At 67.6% G+C, this 17,380-nt stretch carries 22 protein-coding genes; 9 read left to right on the plus strand and 13 right to left on the minus strand.

Annotated features, from left to right (window positions below; all coding sequences use genetic code 11):
- Nucleotides 1-24: 24 nt before the first annotated feature.
- From ACFU5M_RS31460 to ACFU5M_RS31485, 6 genes are all read right to left on the minus strand, one after another.
- Nucleotides 25-768, minus strand: coding sequence for an IPT/TIG domain-containing protein (locus ACFU5M_RS31460; RefSeq protein ID WP_379054693.1), 744 nt, complete (start codon nucleotides 766-768; stop codon nucleotides 25-27).
- A 350-nt stretch (nucleotides 769-1,118) separates the two neighbouring features.
- On the minus strand, nucleotides 1,119-1,433 hold the full coding sequence (locus ACFU5M_RS31465) for a transposase (RefSeq protein WP_379054695.1): 315 nt from the start codon (nucleotides 1,431-1,433) through the stop codon (nucleotides 1,119-1,121).
- Nucleotides 1,434-1,495: 62 nt separating this feature from the next.
- The gene (locus ACFU5M_RS31470) at nucleotides 1,496-2,029 is read right to left on the minus strand and encodes a hypothetical protein (protein WP_379054697.1); all 534 of its coding nucleotides are present in this window, start codon (nucleotides 2,027-2,029) and stop codon (nucleotides 1,496-1,498) included.
- 338 nt (nucleotides 2,030-2,367) lie between these two features.
- The gene (locus ACFU5M_RS31475) at nucleotides 2,368-3,141 is read right to left on the minus strand and encodes a GNAT family N-acetyltransferase (protein WP_379054699.1); all 774 of its coding nucleotides are present in this window, start codon (nucleotides 3,139-3,141) and stop codon (nucleotides 2,368-2,370) included.
- Between the two features lie 441 nt (nucleotides 3,142-3,582).
- Nucleotides 3,583-3,771: a hypothetical protein gene (locus tag ACFU5M_RS31480; protein WP_379054701.1), complete on the minus strand. Its 189-nt coding sequence runs from the start codon at nucleotides 3,769-3,771 to the stop codon at nucleotides 3,583-3,585.
- A gap of 8 nt (nucleotides 3,772-3,779) precedes the next feature.
- Nucleotides 3,780-4,682, minus strand: coding sequence for a LysR family transcriptional regulator (locus tag ACFU5M_RS31485; RefSeq protein WP_379054703.1), 903 nt, complete (start codon nucleotides 4,680-4,682; stop codon nucleotides 3,780-3,782).
- A 131-nt stretch (nucleotides 4,683-4,813) separates the two neighbouring features.
- On the opposite strand from ACFU5M_RS31485, the gene ACFU5M_RS31490 reads away from it, so the two are divergent.
- Complete coding sequence (locus tag ACFU5M_RS31490; RefSeq protein ID WP_379054705.1) at nucleotides 4,814-5,125, plus strand: EthD family reductase; 312 nt, start codon at nucleotides 4,814-4,816, stop codon at nucleotides 5,123-5,125.
- A 494-nt stretch (nucleotides 5,126-5,619) separates the two neighbouring features.
- Here ACFU5M_RS31490 and ACFU5M_RS31495 read toward each other — a convergent pair whose 3' ends face one another.
- Complete coding sequence (locus tag ACFU5M_RS31495; protein WP_379054707.1) at nucleotides 5,620-6,006, minus strand: hypothetical protein; 387 nt, start codon at nucleotides 6,004-6,006, stop codon at nucleotides 5,620-5,622.
- 175 nt (nucleotides 6,007-6,181) lie between these two features.
- Here ACFU5M_RS31495 and ACFU5M_RS31500 point away from each other — a divergent pair, with 175 nt between their 5' ends.
- A complete protein-coding gene (locus ACFU5M_RS31500; RefSeq protein ID WP_379054709.1) occupies nucleotides 6,182-7,501 on the plus strand; it encodes an aspartate aminotransferase family protein in 1,320 nt (439 codons plus the stop codon).
- 9 nt (nucleotides 7,502-7,510) lie between these two features.
- On the opposite strand, the gene ACFU5M_RS31505 is transcribed toward ACFU5M_RS31500, so the two are convergent.
- The gene (locus ACFU5M_RS31505; RefSeq protein ID WP_379054711.1) at nucleotides 7,511-8,014 is read right to left on the minus strand and encodes a nitroreductase/quinone reductase family protein; all 504 of its coding nucleotides are present in this window, start codon (nucleotides 8,012-8,014) and stop codon (nucleotides 7,511-7,513) included.
- Nucleotides 8,015-8,116: 102 nt separating this feature from the next.
- Here ACFU5M_RS31505 and ACFU5M_RS31510 point away from each other — a divergent pair, with 102 nt between their 5' ends.
- Nucleotides 8,117-8,485: an arsenate reductase family protein gene (locus tag ACFU5M_RS31510; RefSeq protein ID WP_379054713.1), complete on the plus strand. Its 369-nt coding sequence runs from the start codon at nucleotides 8,117-8,119 to the stop codon at nucleotides 8,483-8,485.
- A gap of 100 nt (nucleotides 8,486-8,585) precedes the next feature.
- On the plus strand, nucleotides 8,586-9,266 hold the full coding sequence (locus ACFU5M_RS31515) for a TIGR00266 family protein (RefSeq protein WP_379054715.1): 681 nt from the start codon (nucleotides 8,586-8,588) through the stop codon (nucleotides 9,264-9,266).
- Nucleotides 9,267-9,283: 17 nt separating this feature from the next.
- Here ACFU5M_RS31515 and ACFU5M_RS31520 read toward each other — a convergent pair whose 3' ends face one another.
- Nucleotides 9,284-9,856 (minus strand): NUDIX domain-containing protein, encoded by a 573-nt coding sequence (locus tag ACFU5M_RS31520; RefSeq protein WP_379054717.1) that lies wholly within the window; start codon nucleotides 9,854-9,856, stop codon nucleotides 9,284-9,286.
- Between the two features lie 53 nt (nucleotides 9,857-9,909).
- Here ACFU5M_RS31520 and ACFU5M_RS31525 point away from each other — a divergent pair, with 53 nt between their 5' ends.
- Nucleotides 9,910-10,290, plus strand: a complete 381-nt coding sequence (locus ACFU5M_RS31525) for a nitroreductase family deazaflavin-dependent oxidoreductase (RefSeq protein WP_379054719.1) — start codon at nucleotides 9,910-9,912, stop codon at nucleotides 10,288-10,290.
- Nucleotides 10,291-10,421: 131 nt separating this feature from the next.
- Here ACFU5M_RS31525 and ACFU5M_RS31530 read toward each other — a convergent pair whose 3' ends face one another.
- The 4 genes from ACFU5M_RS31530 to ACFU5M_RS31545 form a co-directional block, all read right to left on the minus strand.
- Nucleotides 10,422-11,216 carry a helix-turn-helix domain-containing protein gene (locus tag ACFU5M_RS31530; protein ID WP_379054733.1) on the minus strand — a complete coding sequence of 265 codons (795 nt, stop codon included), beginning with the start codon at nucleotides 11,214-11,216 and terminating at the stop codon, nucleotides 10,422-10,424.
- A gap of 223 nt (nucleotides 11,217-11,439) precedes the next feature.
- Nucleotides 11,440-11,727 carry a DUF427 domain-containing protein gene (locus ACFU5M_RS31535; protein WP_379054721.1) on the minus strand — a complete coding sequence of 96 codons (288 nt, stop codon included), beginning with the start codon at nucleotides 11,725-11,727 and terminating at the stop codon, nucleotides 11,440-11,442.
- 65 nt (nucleotides 11,728-11,792) lie between these two features.
- Nucleotides 11,793-12,344, minus strand: a complete 552-nt coding sequence (locus ACFU5M_RS31540) for an NUDIX domain-containing protein (RefSeq protein WP_379054723.1) — start codon at nucleotides 12,342-12,344, stop codon at nucleotides 11,793-11,795.
- Nucleotides 12,345-12,499: 155 nt separating this feature from the next.
- A complete protein-coding gene (locus tag ACFU5M_RS31545) occupies nucleotides 12,500-13,711 on the minus strand; it encodes a DUF418 domain-containing protein (protein ID WP_379054725.1) in 1,212 nt (403 codons plus the stop codon).
- A gap of 121 nt (nucleotides 13,712-13,832) precedes the next feature.
- On the opposite strand from ACFU5M_RS31545, the gene dop reads away from it, so the two are divergent.
- The 4 genes from dop to prcA form a co-directional block, all read left to right on the plus strand.
- Complete coding sequence (gene dop, locus ACFU5M_RS31550) at nucleotides 13,833-15,332, plus strand: depupylase/deamidase Dop (protein ID WP_379054727.1); 1,500 nt, start codon at nucleotides 13,833-13,835, stop codon at nucleotides 15,330-15,332.
- Nucleotides 15,333-15,574: 242 nt separating this feature from the next.
- Nucleotides 15,575-15,769: a ubiquitin-like protein Pup gene (locus tag ACFU5M_RS31555; protein WP_014986166.1), complete on the plus strand. Its 195-nt coding sequence runs from the start codon at nucleotides 15,575-15,577 to the stop codon at nucleotides 15,767-15,769.
- On the plus strand, nucleotides 15,766-16,620 hold the full coding sequence (gene prcB, locus ACFU5M_RS31560; protein WP_379054729.1) for a proteasome subunit beta: 855 nt from the start codon (nucleotides 15,766-15,768) through the stop codon (nucleotides 16,618-16,620). The genes ACFU5M_RS31555 and prcB overlap by 4 nt, the downstream gene beginning before the upstream one ends.
- 2 nt (nucleotides 16,621-16,622) lie before the next feature.
- The coding region (prcA, locus tag ACFU5M_RS31565) for a proteasome subunit alpha (RefSeq protein ID WP_379054731.1) at nucleotides 16,623-17,380 on the plus strand (758 nt) is incomplete at its 3' end.

The following is a 17,380-nucleotide window of genomic DNA, read 5'->3' on the forward strand; positions in this document are numbered from 1 at the left end:
CTCTACCACCTGGACAAGATCCGGTCAGATACCGGGTCCGGCGACGTAGGTGAAGGCGCCGACGCCGGTGACGCTGCCCCCGCTGGTGGTGACCACGACATCGACCGCACCGGCGGTTCCCGGTGGGGTGACCGCGGCCAGCGAGGTGTCGGAGATGACCGAGAACGGTGCCGCGACACCGTCGAACGTGACCGACTGGGTGGTGGTCAACTCGGTGCCGGGGATGGTCACCGCGGTGCCGCCGGAGGTCGGACCCGAAGCCGGGGACGGGCTCCCGATGGTCGGTGCGTCGACGTAGGTGTAGGACAGGCCGTTGTTGGTGCCGCCGGCGGTGGTGACGCTGACACTCACCGCCCCGGCCGCCGCGCCCGCGGGCACGGTCACGGTCAACGTGCTGTCATTGACCACCGTCGGGGTCGCGGCGTTCGCGCCGAAATTCACCGCGGTGGCCGTGGACAGACCGGTACCGGTGATGGTGACCGAGTTACCGCCCGCCGTCACACCCGACACCGCGGAAAGGGCGGACTTGAACGGCGCCCCGACGTAGAAGAACGACAACGGGTTGCTGGTCCCTCCCGCGGTGGTCACGGTCACCGGCACCGTGCCCGAGCCGGATGGGGAGGTGACGGTGACCGAGGTCGGCGTGTTGGCGGTGATGGTGGCCAGCTTGGAACCGAAACGCACCGCGGTGGCACCAGCGAGGTTCGTGCCGGTGATGGTGACAGTTGTCCCGCCTCCGGTCGAGCCCTGGTTGGGAGAAATAGGCATGACACTGCCTCCTTGTCGATGCGGCACCCGATGGCTGGTCGGATTGTGTTGCGGGCCCGCTTATTCCATTAACACCCAGCAACCCCCGCCGTAGTAGCCCTCAACCGGTCCGATTTCGTCCGTTCTCAGATCCCCGCACGGGGACACCGAAAACGTGGACTGTGGTGCCCATTCGGTGGGCGCCCGGCCCCGGTCGGGGTTGGGCCCGCGTGTGGTGGAGGTTTGGACAATGAAGACCCGCCTTCGATGAACTACGATTGCGACGTTGAACGGGTCAGGCCATCACCGTGTGAATGTGTGGATTACGGGGAAGATCTGGCACAACTTTCGTGATTTCGTAGGCGGGTTGCTCAGTCGCTCAGGAGGATTCGCTTCCGGAGTAGGTCTGGTTTCGCGCGCCCGAACATTCGGCGTTTGATCATCTTGATGCGGTTGACGTGCCTTTCGACCGGACCGCTGCTCCAGGGCAGTGACAGGCCGGCGGTGACTGCATCGAGGTCACGACGGAGGCCGCGGACGAACGAGTGCAGGGCGGGCAGATCGTCGGCATCGACGGCGGCCATCCATCGCTCCAGCTCACGGCCACGAAGGTGGACCATCATCGTCGCGAAAGCCCGGACGTGACCGACCGAGGCGGAGGGTTCGGCGCTCATAGCGAGGATCATGTCGAGCCGCTGAGCTTCTCTGCACCATGACCGGCACAAGCCACGACGAGGTGCTGGGTTTGTCAGGCGCTGCGCAGCCGAATTCTTCGGGTCGCGTCGAGATGTCGGTCGACGGTGAACTGGGCGGTGGTGCCGACGACGGGGGGCGTGCCGGACCAGGACAGGCCGGACCAGAGGCCATCGAATGCGACGAAGTATTCGCGGTTGCTGGGGAAGACGTCGGTGATCTCGGCGGTGACTGGGGAGCCGACGGGGTGGCGGTTCTTGGCGGCGCACCATTCGGACTCGCTCATGACGGGAAACCTTGTTGTGCTCGATCGGAAGGCGGGATCGAGAGGCCAGAGGCGAACCTGGCCGCGCGTGTGCTGGAGGACCTCGAACTCGGTCACTGTGCCGACAGCCGGCCATTGGTCGGCGGAAAACGGCAGATGCAGGATGTCGACGAATCCGGTAGGTGGATGGCGCAAGTCGACGAACAGTCCGACGACGCCGGGTCGCGGAATCAGCGTGACCACTCCGGTCACATGGTCGCCGATCGGATAAAGGCTGTGAGCGGCGTTGAGTTCCTCTTCGAGTTGGCGGTCAGGTTCGATCATCGTTGGACTATTTCAACGATCACTTCTGCTGGTTGTCAATGGTCAGAACTTGGTGGGAGATCAGTCCCGACCATTGCCCACGGTGCATTCGCAGTGCTGGCAACTGGTCGAAGGCATACGAAGCGATTTCGTGCCCGCACCGGTGTCCTGTGGCGGGATGTGCCGGAGCGGTATGGGCACTGGGCCGACGCTGTCGAGTGCGGCATTGATCGCCTCAAAAGGGACCGTGCAGTGGCTACGAGATACGACAGGCTCACGGTCCGCTACGAGGCCACTGTCGTCATAGCGGCTGTCAACGAGTGGCGCCATTGGCAGGAAAAGTGGACCACCAGCGGAGTTCAGGTAGTTCGGGGGTTGATGGTGTGTTCGGTGAACTGGCCACAGGAGCGGAAACCCAGGCGGCGGTAGACAGGCTCACCGTCGGCGGACGCCTGCAGGACCGCGATGCGGTGGTCTCGGTCGCGGGCCGTGCGGAGTGCCGCGAGCGTGATAGCACCGCCGTAGCCACGCCGGCGGTGGGCGGCCAGGGTGCAGATGTTGTAGATCCCAGCGAGCCCCGCGTGATGAAACACTTCGGCCGAACAGACCGGACGGCCCCCCACGTAGCCGACCAAATACCGGGCCGGGCAGTGCGTGGCCAGGGCTTGCGGGGTGGCCTGGGCGAAGAAGCGGCGGACGGTGTCAGCAGGCGGGTCCCAGTTCGCAGCGAGAACCGCGGCGTAGTCGGCGAGCTGTTCGGACGTGTCTACCGTCTGGATGTCCAGTCCTTGGACGGCGGGTAGTGGGAGGGTGTCGTCCAACTCAGCCCACATGGCCGTCTCGCGTTCGGACGCCGGCAGACCTGCCGCGGTCAGGAAGGCGGTGAGGTGCACTGGTGTCGAGGCAGGCCCCACCCACCAGGAGAAACGGCGGCCGGTGCGAGCCAGCGTCCGAGCAGTCTCGGTGATACGTGCCGGTGCGGTGTCGGCGGCGAAGCGAGCCGCGGCAACAATATTGAAAGTGTCGTCGTCCAGGCCGCTGTCGGCGACCAAGAGGTCACCACGCTCTGTGACGGCCGCACCGGTCATGCCCCGATGCAGGTGGCAGGCATGCTCCGCCAGATTCCGTTCCATCCTGTCCATCAAGTCGGCTTCATCAAGAAAATGAGCACTCACAGCGAATAATTCCAGCATGGCCGGGCGAAGGTCGCACGTGATTTCGGATCGCCCGCCGAAGGTATCCCGCTGGTGACCAGCACATTCGATACGCGCCCTGACCGCGATCGGGTTGACCGGTGCGCCGCGTACTGGTCCGCACCGGCCAGCCACCCGCACACGAAGGGAAGGCTGGGGTGACTACGCGGGCGGGGCGGCGCCGGGATTGGCGTTCACCTCGGTGCGGTCGAGCGTGACCGCCGGTGTCTCGGCGGAGCTGGTGGCGGATCGGACGCTGCTGCGTCCGGCGATCGAGGAGATACTGCGCTATATCGCCCATCCGGGCGATGCGGCGCACCGCCACCACCGACGTCGAGCCGCACGGTTTTCCTTGCGGCGCAGCTCGCTCAGCTCCTGGAATCAGGCGAACATCTCGGCGCGGGCGCGCTCCTTCTCGTCCGCCCCGCGCATGTACTCCGCTGTAGTACTCGGGATCGTCGTGCCGGTTGGGCAATTGCTCGTGCTCGTACCGATTTCCTGGACACATCCGCTGTTGAAGGTTTTGGTGGTGCAGAGGATCGTCATCGTCGTCGGCAATCTGCGTGACATGCTGCGCGTCAGTCCGGCAGCCAGTGCAGCTCGTGTGCCAGGGTTTTGGCGACGGTACGGATTCGGCGGTGTAGTGGTGACTGCACGCGCGGGAGGACCAGGTGGATGGTCAAGGTGGGTGCGCCCCGCAGCGGTCGCCACGTGAGACCGGCCGGTTGTGTCGTTACCGCGACTTCACCGGCCGGGGCGAGGGTGAGCCCGTCGCGCAGGTCGCGCTGAGACATGTCGAAAGAGACTGCGGGCGTGTGGAATCGGGGGATCGGCCGGGTGTTGCGGAACAGTGCGGACAGCTGATCGTGGATCACGGGATTGGCCGTACGGTCGGGGAGTCGCAGCGGATACGCGGCCGCATCGGCGATTTCGATCTCCGGATGTTCGGCCAGCGGATGATGCTGTGCCAATTGGACCCCGACGCGCACACGCCGCAGCAGGAACCGGCGCACGCCACGACCCGGCTGTTCACCGCGGGTGATCCCCGCATCGATGCGGCCGTCGGCGACCGCGGGGGAGATCTCCGGTGTCGCCATCGGGACCGCGCCGACCTCGAGTCCCGGGCTGCTGCGAATGAGCCTGTCCACCAGAGCCGGTGCCGTCTCGGCCCCCGCGCTGAGGCTGTATCCGATGCGCAGCGTGCCCAGTTCACCGGCCCCCGCATTCCGGGCGGTGTCCCATGCCCGGTCCAGCGCCGCCAGCGCGGGCGGCGCGGACTCCGCCAAAGCCGCACCGGCCGTGGTCAATACGACGCTACGCGTGTTACGAACCAGCAGGCTCGTACCGAGTTCCGCCTCCAATCGGCGAACCCGGGCACTGAGTGCCGGCTGCGCGATACCGATCCGTGTGGCCGCGCGGGTGAAGTTCAACTCCTGCGCCAGCACCAGAAAGTACCGCAGGCTCACCGTATCCGGCGCCACATGCTCTCCCTGCCGATTGATAACGATCCGTTCTGAGTCTATCGCGTCCCGGTCTTTCCCTCGACCACATATCAAGCCCTAACCTGCGCATATGACGATTCAACCGACCGCGGTAGATGCAGAAGGCAGTCATGCATAAATTGGTGGTCCTCTATCCCAAGCCCGCCGACCCTGACCACTTCCGCGAGTACTACGTGAACAACCACCTTCCGCTGGTCATGAATTGGCCCGGCCTGCTTGCGTGGCGCTACAGCTTCGACGTGGCGGCGACCAACGGAGAACCCCCGTATTTCGCGGTCTTCGAAGCCGACTTCACTGACGCCGCCGCCATGGCCGCGGCGCGGGCGTCGTCGCACGGCCAGCGGGCGGCCGCCGATGTCGTCAACTACGCCACCGGCGGTGTGGTCGTCATCGACTATCCGGTGCAGGACGGCACCAGCTGAGGCAGGACGGCACGCTCCGGGACGCGTTCGGCCGGCCGATGCGGCCAGGTCCGGCTATCGGCGGAACGCCGTTCCCGGTTGCCTGTCGCTGTCTGGGCCCTTAGCGACCTGCAGATTCCTCGTCTTCAGTTGTATGCCGAGCCATGGAATGCCGCGTCCCAGAAGACGGCTGAGCGGGTGGGCTTCCAGCGTGAGGGCCTGCTTCGCGGTTGGCAGCAGGTGGGTGAAGAGCGTCGAGACATGATCATGTATTCGATGCTGGGTGTTTATCTGTCCTCTCTGTCCGCTGGCTGACTTCGGCGGCGTAGGTGGCCCAGTCGCCGGCGGAGATCTGTTGCCGGCGGACGGCGGAGTTCACGCTGATACCGAGTGTTCGGGCGAGGATGGCGGCGGGGATCTCTGTGGCGAGCTGGAACAGCGCGGTGCTGCGGGCCTGGCTGGGGCGGATGCCGAGCCTGCGGCCTCGATACTGGCGACATCGGAAGAGTCGGCAGTCATGACAGATCACCTCCGAGTACTTCGAGGACACTGCGGGCGACCATGTCGTCGAGCGAATACATCGGGACGAGAAGCAGCGACGGCGTAGCGGTGGGGGCAACTATCAGCACGCGGGTGCCGATCTCGGCGCCCACGAGGTGCCGCAGTTCCGCGGGCAATCGAAGGTGGCCCTTCCGCGTCACCGCGGCCGAGCCGTTCGCGCGGGAGGACAGGACGGCGACTCCGCCGCTGATACGCCAGCCGAGGCGATCACCCGGCTCCCAGCCCCGTGAGGCGACCATCTCACGGTCCATGATCTGGCCATGAGTATCGACCGGACGCAACGAGTACCCGGCCGCGTTCGGGCGATGGCGGCGCATAGGGGCGAGCGGCAGCTCGACCATCTCTCCTGCCGTGGCTCCGGAATGCGTGACGGCGTGGCCGAGGCTTGCTGACCTGTGGGGAATCACCGGCGGGACAGTTCTCGTCATATGCCGCGCCTCCAGCCGCGCAGGGGCCCCGATGGGGCTATGGTGCCAATGTGCTGTTCTATCCGGGTTCAAAGGGGGAATTCGCCCCATGAGCGGGTCAGATCACGTCTTCTATCCCTGGAGCGCACAGGCCGAGTTGAACCCGGCCCCGATCACCGGGGCGTTCGGCTCGTATTTCTGGGACGACACGGGCAAGCGCTACCTGGACTTCTCCTCGCAGCTGGTCAACGTGAACATCGGCCACCAGCACCCGGATATCGTCGCCGCGATCGTCGCCCAAGCGCAGCGGTTGGCGACGATCTCGCCGACGGTCGCCAACGACGTACGCAGCGAACTGGCGCGGCTGATCGTCGAGCGGGCTCCGGGCGAGCTGACCCGCATTCTGTTCACCACGGGCGGCGCGGAAGCCGTCGAACACGCGGTGCGCTTGGCGCGAAGCTACACCGGGCGCACGAAAATGCTCGCGGCCTACCGCTCCTACCACGGCGGCACAGGTGTGGCGATCGGCCTGACCGGTGAACCGCGGCGCTGGGGCGCGGAGCCGACCAACGTCGACGTGGTGCGGTTCTTCGGGCCCTACCCCTACCGATCTCCGTGGGGTACGACGAGTCCCGAGCAGGAGACGGCTGCCGCACTGGCGCACCTGCGGCAGGTGATCGAGCTGGAGGGACCGCAGCACATCGCGGGGCTGATCCTGGAGACGGTGGTCGGCACCAACGGTGTGCTCGTCCCTCCGCCCGGTTACCTCGCCGGTGTGCGGGCGCTGTGCGACGAGTTCGGCATCGTCTACATCGCAGACGAGGTGATGGTCGGGTTCGGCCGGGTGGGTGAATGGTTCGCGGTGCAGGCGTTCGGCGTCGAGCCGGACATCATCACCTTCGCCAAGGGGGTGAACTCCGGCTACGTTCCGCTCGGGGGCGTGCTCATGGCCGAACGCATCGCGCAGCGCTACGACCATGTGGCGTATCCGGGCGGTCTCACCTATGCGGGGCACCCATTGGCCTGCGCGGCGGGCGTCGCTTCGATCGCGGTGTTCGAACGTGAGGGGATTCTGGATCACGTACGGGCGGTGGGCGCGGATGTGCTCGGAAAAGGCCTGCGCGAGCTGGCCGGTCGTCATCCGAGCGTCGGCGAGGTCCGGGGCTTGGGGTTCTTCTGGGCGCTGGAACTGGTCCGGGATCAGCGCAGCGGTGAGCCGCTGATCCCGTTCGCCGCGACGGGCGCGGACGCCGAACCGATGCTCGCGGTCACCGCGGCGGCCAAGGCGCGCGGCTTGTGGCCGTTCAACGCGGGCAACCGTTTCCAGATCGCGCCGCCGCTCACCACGACGGCCGACGAACTGCGGACCGGCCTGGAGATCGTCGACGAAGTGCTCGACGTCGCCGACGGTTACGTCCGCGCGCACTGACCCGTCCGCTCAGTGCGGCGTCAGTTCCACCACGACGCCGCCCTGCTGCCAGGTCTGGTAGATGTCGGCCTTGGAGGGCGAACCGTCCGCGGTGAAGCCGATGCCGTTGTATTTCGCGTTCTGCTTGTTGTCCCGCGCGACGATCTCGTAGAGCCGGAGCACGTCGGTCTCGCCGCTGTGCACCACCGGGTCGAAGGTGCGCGGCTCGCCGCCGAAGGAAGCCCGCACGGGATCGCCCGCCCGCAGATTCTTGACCCACGGACGCAGGGCGGTGCCGATCAGCAGGCTGTCACCGTGCCGGGTGTAGGCCAGGGGTACGTCGTAGACCTTCCCCGACTTGCGCCCGACGACGTGCAGAACCATCAGCCGCTTGCCGACGACGCCGGATATGCCCGGCACGCGCAGCAGCGTCCGCACGACCCGATTCATCAAGGCCTGGTACGACGGGATGGGTTCGGGGCCGGACGTAGTGGGTGTGCCGTAAGGGTTTTCGGACGATGCGTGCTCACTCATGCTCCCAGTATCGAAGCACATGCCGCGGTTGGCGGGGCGATGTCCGAGATCCGCGAGCGGGCACCGGACGGCGGCGGTGCGCGCCCTCGGTACCCTGCGTGCATGACTTCCGGGCAGACAGAGATCTGGCACAACCCGCGGTGCAGCAAGAGCCGCAACGCCACGGCGTTCCTGGACGAGGCCGGCGTGGACTACACCGTGCGGAAATATCTGGATCAGCCGCCGACGGCCGCCGAGTTGCGTGAGGTGCTGCGGCGGCTGGGTGCCGAGCCGTGGGACATCACCCGCACCGGCGAGCAGGTCGCCAAGGATCTCGGCATGGCGAGCTGGGCGCGGACCGCCGCGGACCGCGACCGCTGGATCGGCGCGCTGGTCGAGCATCCGGGCCTGATCCAGCGCCCGATCGTGCTGACCGCCGACGGCGGGGCCGCGGTGGCCCGCGACGACGCCGCGCTGCGCGACCTGCTCTGACGACCAGGGCCGCGCGATGGCGCGTCCGGTCCCGCGGGCACCGGTCCGGCGGGCATTGCGGCCGCCCGCGGCGCCGTTCTCGGCGGTAGGGTCGGCTGACATGAAGGTACAACTGCGCCACAGCCCGGCCGCCGCCATCGCGCGGTGCTTTCTCGCGGGCGGCGAGCCGATGCGGGTCGAGAGCGGCGCCATGGTGGCCCACTCGGCGGGAGTCATGTTGCAGGCCAAGGCCGAGGGCGGCATCCTGGCCGGGTTGAAGCGGTCGGTGCTGGCCGGGGAATCGTTCTTCGTCTCGACTTTCACCGCGCCGCCGGAGGGCGGGTGGGTCGACGTGGCGCCCGCGCTGCCCGGTGACGTGCTCAATCTGCAGATCACCCCGGACCGGCCGTTCTTCATCAGCCGCGGGGGCTGGATCGCCAACTCGCACGGCGTGCAGGTGGAAAGCAAATGGGGCGGCTTCGCCAATCTGTTCGGCGGCGAAGGCGGGTTCGGTCTGCGCGCGCACGGTGAAGGCGAGATCGTGGTGGGTGTGTTCGGTGCGATCGATGTGATCGATCTGCAGCCGGGCGAGCCGATCACGATCGACACCGGGCACGTGGTCGCCTACGACCTGGCGATGAATTTCACCATCCGCCGGGCCGTTTCGGGTCGATCCATCCAGTCGTTGAAGTCCGGTGAAGGCTTGGTCTTCGACTTCACCGGCCCCGGCCGGGTGCTGCTGCAGACGCGCAATCCCGGCGCGTTCGCCGCTTGGGCCGGATCGGCCGCGTCCTCCAGCTGATCCCGGTCGTTCTGCGGCTACCCGGCGCTCGCCAGCAGGTCCGTGATCAGCAGGCGGGTGTCGGGGACGAACGGCCAGTCCGGATCGGCCAGGCGCGCGCGCAACTCGGTGTCGGTCCACCACCATCCATCGGCGATCTCGTCGGGTTGGTGACGGACGGGCCCGTCGTAGCGCAGTTCGTACGCGAACAGGTGGCAGCGCATCGGCCTGCCGTCCCATTCGCCGTCCCAGGAGACCTTTGCCAGTGGTTCCGGGGACAGCTCGGCGGGATCCGGCGTGACGCCCAATTCCTCGGCCAATTCCCGCAGGGCGGTCTCGCGCGGCGCTTCGCCCGGCGCGACGACACCACCGGCCAAGCAGTCGTGCATGCTCGCGAAGACGAGCTTGGTGCCGGTGCGACGGTGCACATAGAGGCGTTCGCCGTCACCGGATCGCAGCAGCACACCGGCACTGGCGTGCCACAATCCGTCGCGATAGACCGTGGCCCGCTCGGCGGCGCCGACGGGGTTACCCGCCCGATCGTAGACCGCGATCGGTTCGGCGCTCGGATCTCCGGCGTGGGACGACCCGCGATGCGGTGGAGCGGACATGGGTCGAGAGTAACGTGAACACCGCACGCCACAGGGAGAGAGGATCGCCGCCCATGGTGCTTCCGCACGCACTGGCGAATTTCAACCGGCATGTCACCAATCCGACCGCGGGCCTGGTCGCGGGCCGCGCGCCCGGCTTCGGCATCGTGCTGCACAAGGGCCGGAGATCGGGACGGTCCTACCGCACCCCGGTCATGGTCTTCGAGCAGGACGGCGCCTACCGAATCGCGCTGACGTACGGCCGGAATGTCGACTGGGTCAAGAACATCGGCGCGGCAGAGGGATTCGCGCTGGAGACCCGCGGTCACGTGGTCGAATTGACCGATCCGGTGGTGCGGCACGACCCGTCCGTGGCATGGGCGCCGGTGGGGGTCCGGCAGGTGCTGAAGACGATCTCGGCGGAGTATTACGTCGAGTCCCGTCCGGCGGACTGACCGCGCCGTCGGCCTTCGGTGGTGCTTGGCGAAGCAGACACCACGCAGATGCGGCGACCTGCGATTCTGATCGGCGACGAACTCGTCCGGTGTGTGCGGCGATCGCGGCGACACTTCGGCGCGAGATGGGCTTACGCGTCCGGCACCGATTCGCCGATGCCGCTCAGCACCGAGGGCGGCAGGCCGAAAGTCCGGCGGCAGGTGCGGGTGAGGTCGGCGCCGTCGGAGAAACCGGCGGCGTGCGCGGCGGTGGTCAGGTCGTCCCCGGCGAGGGCGCGGGTCCGCGCGATGTGCAGCCGCAGCCAGACGATGTAGCGGCGCAGGGGGATTCCCATCTGCTCGCTGAACAGGTGGGATAGCCGGGGCGCCGGAATCCCGAGTTGGCGAGCGACGTCCGAGCCGCGCACCGAGCCCGTGCGTACCAGGGCGGGCAGCAGTTGCAGCGCCGCCGTGATCACCGCGTGCCGCTCACCCGCGTCGGATGCGCCGTCCTGCGGCAGCAGATCGTCGACGACCGCGGTGACCTGTGCGGTCAGATCGCCGCTACCGGCCGTGATGCCGAGGGTGCCTGCGCTGTCGGCCCAGCCGTTGAGGTGGGCCCTGCGGTCGGCCGCCGCACCGGCGGCGGTCTCGGGGTCGAGGTAGACGGCCGTGCCGTGCGCGGCGCCCACGTCGATCCGGTGCGGTGCGTCGGTCGGCACGATGACGTGAGTGCCCTGCCTGCGGACGCCGCTGCCGTCCACCACCACGATCGGGGTGCTCGCGGCGACGATCTGCACCGCGTGGTGCGCATGCAACTCCGTCGGACCGATCGATCCGGCGAAAGCCAGGACCCCCGGCCGGAGCAGCGCGACACCCGCCTGCGGTGGTTCGTCCGCTGCGCCCAAAGGCGACATCGAGAAGCCGTTGGTGACCAGAGCCTTCATCATGGGATGCTCCCGGCTGAGACACTCGCGCTGAATCCTGGGAAGAGCGTATCGGTTTCGCGGGGGCGGTATTCCCGATTCCTCCGATTACCGCGGGTCGCCGGGATCGTGCGGGAGGTTCCGCCCACCCGGCCCACAGGTCACCGCACGGCCGCCCCTACGAACGGATTCCGGTATCGATCACGAGTTCGCCGCTCGATTGCCGGCAGTGCAAGACCACCGGTCAGTTCTCGGTCACCTCGACGCCGCGCCAGAACGCGACATAGTCCTTGATCTGCGCCGCCTTGGTCTTCGGCTCCGGGTAGTACCAGGCGGCGTCGGTATTGGAGTCTCCCTCGACCACCACGGTGTAGTAGCTGGCGGTGCCCTTCCACGGGCAGTAGCTGTGCGTGCCGGAGGGCTGGAAGAACTCCGGCCGGATCGAGTCCGGAGGGAAGTAGTGGTTGCCCTCGATGAGGATGGTGTCGTTGCTGGTCGCCAGGACGCGGCCGTGCCATGTTGCCGTTGCCATCTTTCGATTCTGCCCCGCTTTCCCGGGCGGGTGGCGGCCGCACAGGTCGGCACGCGCCCAGGCGGTTATACGGGACGATCGGGCCGCAACGCCGGACGGTGCAGTTCGACGGCCAACGCCACGAGTTCGCTCAGGTGCTCGCCGTCGGATTCGGCGCGCCGCATCGCTTCGGCGACGGGAAAGGTGCGCACCTCGAGAATCTGCTCGCCATCGTCGGGATTGGTCGGCGCCGAGTCGAGCACCACATCGGCGGTGCACCACAGCCACGCCTTGTGCGGATGGGGCTGCCACTCGCGATGCGGTGCGCGGCCATTGCTCGTCGCGTGATGAGCGCCGAACCATCTGATCGGTCCGACCGGGCGCGCTCCCGCCTCCTCGAGCAGTTCGCGGCGCACGCACGCGTCGACCGACTCGCCGCGTTCCCTGGTGCCGCCGGGAAGCAGCCACACGTCGTGATCGTCGCGACAGAGGACGATCTCGTCGCCGACGAAACAGACCACGTGGATATTGGTGACCAGTTCGTCCGACGGGAGTGTGGTGGAGAATCGCACATCCAGATCACCCCATGCCCAGTGGGCGGGGGTGTGCAGCAAGGGGTAGCGGTCGGCGAACGTCACAACACGACGTTAGCGGCCGCCGGGCGCCGTGTCCGCCGGTTCCGTCCGAGTAACGGTCACGACAAGCTCGGCGGCACAGTCGAGTTCAACGCTGTGCCGGCCCGGCCCGGTCACGCCCGCATCCTCCGGTGCGGCGGATGCGGGCGGCGGCGGACTCAGCGTTCTCGGGCCAGTGTCCGGTAGCTCACGTTCCAGAACCACTCCACCGGCCCCCGCTCGAAGCGGCGTAGCCATAGGTGCGCTCCGGTGGCGATGATCAGCGCCACCAGCAGGTAGACGCCGATGGTGAACGGAACGCGGTCGCCGGGTGAGACGCGGGCGGCGAGTCCGAGGCCCCAGCCGTAGCACAGCGCCGATGCCACCAGGTTCTGCAGGATATAGCAGCTGAGCGCGGTGCGGCCGATCTCGGTGAGGCGCCGCCCGGCGAACCCGGCCACGGGACGCCGCAGGTACCACTCGGCGACCGCCGCCAGAATGCCGAGACCGACGAACGGAGCGCTGCCGTAACGGGTGAACAGGATGAGGTCGCCGCCGCCCATTAGACCGACGGCCAAGTCGATCGGCGCCGCGACACCGAACCCGAGGATCATCAGGCGCTGACGGATTCGTCGGCCTTCCTGGCCGAACACCCCGGCGCGGAACAGCCGGGCGCCGGTCAGGAACAGCGCGACCGACATCGCGAAGACGAAGATCGCCTCCACCCGGAACAGCCCGGCGTGGCCGAGCCGGAACAGCGCGAGATCCCAGAACGAGCCCTCCGCGTACGGATTCGGGTCCAACGTGGGACGCGCGGCCGAATTCTGGCGCGGCGCGAACGCCAGAGCCAGTGCGATCAGCGTCAACAGCGACACGTGCACGGCCGCCGCGCCGACCAGCCAGCGCCGCTGCGCCCGCTCACCGGTGGCGAGCACGAACGCGACGACGAGACCGGTCACCGCGTAACCCATCAGGACGTCGAACTCGGCGACGAACACGAAATTCAGCAGACCGTCCAGGAACAGCAGTCCCGCGCGCCAGGGGTACTTGCCCGGCCAGCGCCGCCCGGCTCTCGTCGCGGAGCGCTGCTGGATGGCCAGGCCGATACCGAACATGATGGTGAGCAACCCGAGGAACTTGCCCTGCGCCACCTGTTGGAGCACGCGCTCGGTCCACGTCCACCCGCCGGCCTGCCGGCCCAGGTTCTGCAGGTAGCCGACCAGCCCCTCCGGATCGGTCATGATCCATACGTTGGTGCCGAGGGTGCCCAGGATCGCGATCCCTCGTAGCACGTCCAATGCGACGAGCCGGGTGCGTGGGGGCGGTGCTGGAGGCGCCGCGCGGTGCTGTTCGGGGGTCTCCGCGTGGCGGCCGGCGATCGATTCGGACATGTCCCGACTATCGCGCCGACCTGCGCCGCGACGAGTCCTCCGGAAGTACCACCTGCGGTATGACATTGGACTCCGCCGGTCGCGACCGGTTCGGGCGGGTGCGTCGCATAGGCTCGACAGCATGCAGCGCATCATCGGAATAGAGGTCGAATACGGCATCTCGACCCCGACCGAGCCGTCGGCCAACCCGATCCTCACCTCGACCCAGGCGGTCTTGGCCTACGCCGCGGCCGAGGGCGTGCCGCGCGCGAAGCGCACCCGCTGGGACTATGAGGTGGAGTCGCCGCTGCGCGACGCGCGCGGATTCGACCTGAGCCGGATGAACGGGCCCGCGCCGGTGATCGACGCCGACGAGGTGGGTGCCGCCAACATGATCCTCACCAACGGCGCCCGGCTCTACGTCGACCACGCGCACCCGGAATACTCCGCGCCCGAGGTCACCGACCCGCTGGACGCGGTGATCTGGGACAAGGCAGGCGAGCGGGTGATGGAGGCCGCCGCGCGGCACGCCTCGAGCGTGCCGGGAGCCCCGCGGCTACAGCTGTACAAGAACAACGTCGACGGCAAGGGCGCCTCCTACGGCACCCACGAGAACTATCTGATGAGCCGGGACACCCCGTTCAACCAGATCATTGTCGGGCTCACGCCGTTCTTCGTGTCCCGGCAGGTGGTGTGCGGCTCCGGCCGGGTCGGCATCGGTCAGTCGGGCGACCACGCGGGCTTCCAGCTGTCCCAGCGCTCGGACTACATCGAGGTCGAGGTCGGCCTGGAGACCACGCTCAAGCGGGGCATCATCAACACCCGCGACGAACCGCACGCCGACGCCGACAAGTACCGCAGGCTGCACGTCATCATCGGGGACGCCAACCTGGCCGAGATGTCGACCTACCTCAAGGTCGGCACCACCGCGCTGGTCCTCGACCTGATCGAAGCGGGCGAGGACCTGTCGGATCTGCAACTGGCTCGCCCGGTCACCGCGGTGCACACGATCAGTCATGATCCCACGCTGCGGGCGACCGTCGCGCTCGCCGACGGCCGCGAGCTGACCGGCCTCGCGTTGCAGCGCGTCTACCTGGACCGGGTGATCAAATTCGTCGATCGCACCGGCAACGACGACAAGCGCGTCCAGGACATCATCGAGAACTGGGCGATGGTGCTCGACTTGCTCGAACGCGATCCGATGGAGTGCGCCAACCTGCTCGACTGGCCCGCCAAGCTGCGCCTGCTCGAGGGCATGCGCAGCCGCGAGGGACTCGGCTGGGCGGCCCCCAAACTGCACCTGATGGACCTGCAGTACTCCGACGTGCGCCTGGACAAGGGCCTCTACAACCGCCTGGTCGCCCGCGGCTCGATGAAGCGGCTGATCACCGAGCAACAGGTCCTCGACGCCATGACCAACCCGCCGACCGACACCCGCGCCTACTTCCGCGGCGAATGCCTGCGCCGCTTCGGCGCCGACATCGCGGCGGCCAGCTGGGACTCGGTGATCTTCGACCTGGGCGGCGACTCCCTGGTCCGCATCCCCACCCTGGAACCCCGCCGCGGCACCAAGGCCCACGTCGGCAAGCTCCTCGACGGTGTGACCACGGCCGCCGACCTGGTGCAGCAGCTCACGACGTAGTTTCCGGCAGCGCACGTCCCGGCCGTCCGATGGCTCGGGGCCGCGAACACGCAGCGCCGCAGGTACTGCAAACAAATACCGCCCGCGAACACGCCGCGCCCGCGCGGCCGAGGACACAGCAAAATAGGCACACTGTCGGTGCTGGTAGGTAGTGTTGAGGGACGAGCACGGACATTGCTCATGATCGGGATCGTGCTCACGATGGGTTCCGGTCATGGTGAGGACAGAGGAGGTCGGCTGCCATGGCACAAGAGCAGACCAAGCGCGCCGGGGGTGGCGACGAGGACGAGGGCCCGGACGGTGTGGATGCCGCCGGTCAGGAGCGCCGCGAGAAGCTGGCGGAAGAAACCGACGACCTGCTCGACGAAATCGATGATGTGCTCGAGGAGAACGCCGAGGACTTCGTCCGCGCGTACGTGCAGAAAGGTGGCCAGTGACAGTCGGTGACCCCTCGCGTCTCCACCTGGGGTACGCCCTCTCTTCCTTCTCCGACTACCTCCGCATGCATGCTCCGGACCTGTTGCCTGCCACCAGATTCGGACAAGGTGCCGCCGGAATATCCGGCGGCACTTCCGCGAAGGAGATCGCTCCGCACGGCACCACCATCGTCGCGGTGAGTTACCGCGGCGGTGTGCTGATCGCAGGTGACCGGCGCGCGACGCAGGGGAACCTGCTGGCCAGCCGAGACATCGAGAAGGTCTACATCACCGACAGTTATTCCGCGGCAGGCATCGCAGGCACCGCGGGCATGGCGGTGGAGATGGTGCGGATCTTCGCGGTGGAGTTGGAGCACTACGAGAAACTCGAGGGCGTGCCGCTGACCTTCGACGGCAAGGCCAACAAACTGTCGAAGATGGTGCGCGAGAATCTGCCCGCGGCCTTGCAAGGCCTGGCGGTGGTGCCGATGCTGGTCGGCTACGACCTGGGCGCCACCGACCCGGACAAGGCGGGTCGCATCGTGTCGTTCGATGTGGTGGGTGGACGCAGCGAGGAGCGTTTCGGGTATGCCGCGGTCGGTTCCGGCTCGGTGTTCGCGAAGTCCGCGCTGAAGAAGTTGTACGCCAAGGGAATCGATCAGGAGCGTGCGCTGCGCATCGCCGTCGAGTCGTTGTACGACGCGGCCGACGACGACACCGCGACGGGTGGCCCGGATCTGGTGCGCGGCATCTTCCCGACGGCGATCGCGATCGATGAGGAGGGTGCGGTCGAGGTGACCGAGTCGCGGCTGGCGGAGATCACTCGCGGAATCGTCGCCGACCGCGAGGCCGCCGAAGAAGGGAACGCCTGATCATGACGTTGCCGTACTATGCGTCGGCCGAGCAGATCATGCGCGACAAGACCGAGCTTGCCCGCAAGGGTATCGGTCGGGGGCGCAGCGTAGTGGTGCTGACGTACGAAAAGGGTGTGTTGTTCGTCGCGGAGAATCCGTCCACGACGCTGCACAAGGTGAGTGAGCTCTACGACCGCATCGGGTTCGCCGCGGTCGGCAAGTACAACGAGTTCGAGAACCTGCGCAGGGGCGGCATCCTGCAGGCCGACATCCGCGGGTATCAATACGACCGCCGCGATGTCACCGGCCGTGCGCTGGCCAACGCTTACGCGCAGGCCCTCGGATCGATCTTCACCGATCAGCTCAAGCCTTACGAGGTGGAGATCTGTGTGGCGGAGGTGGGATATCCGGAGCAATCCCCGCAGTCGGTGCTGTACCGAATCACCTTCGACGGGTCGATCGTGGACGAGCGGGAGTTCGTGGTGATGGGCGGCACGACCGAACCGATCGTCACCGCGTTGAAGTCGTCCTACCAGCCGGGTCTGGACCTGGCCTCCGCGGTCGGTGTCGCGGTGCGCGCGCTGCAGGCGGGCGTGCCGGAGGGCACGGAGAAGGAGAAGCGGGTCCTGGGCGTGAACACGCTCGAGGTCGCGACCTTGGAACAGGCGCGTCCGCGCCGGGCGTTCCGGCGGGTCGCCGATACCGCGCTGGAGCGTCTGCTCAGCCCGGCGGAGGCGGCGGACGCGTCCGAGAAGGAAGCGGAGCCCTCGGCGAAGGA

Source organism: Nocardia sp. NPDC057455, assembly GCF_042802775.1.
Taxonomy (GTDB): domain Bacteria; phylum Actinomycetota; class Actinomycetes; order Mycobacteriales; family Mycobacteriaceae; genus Nocardia.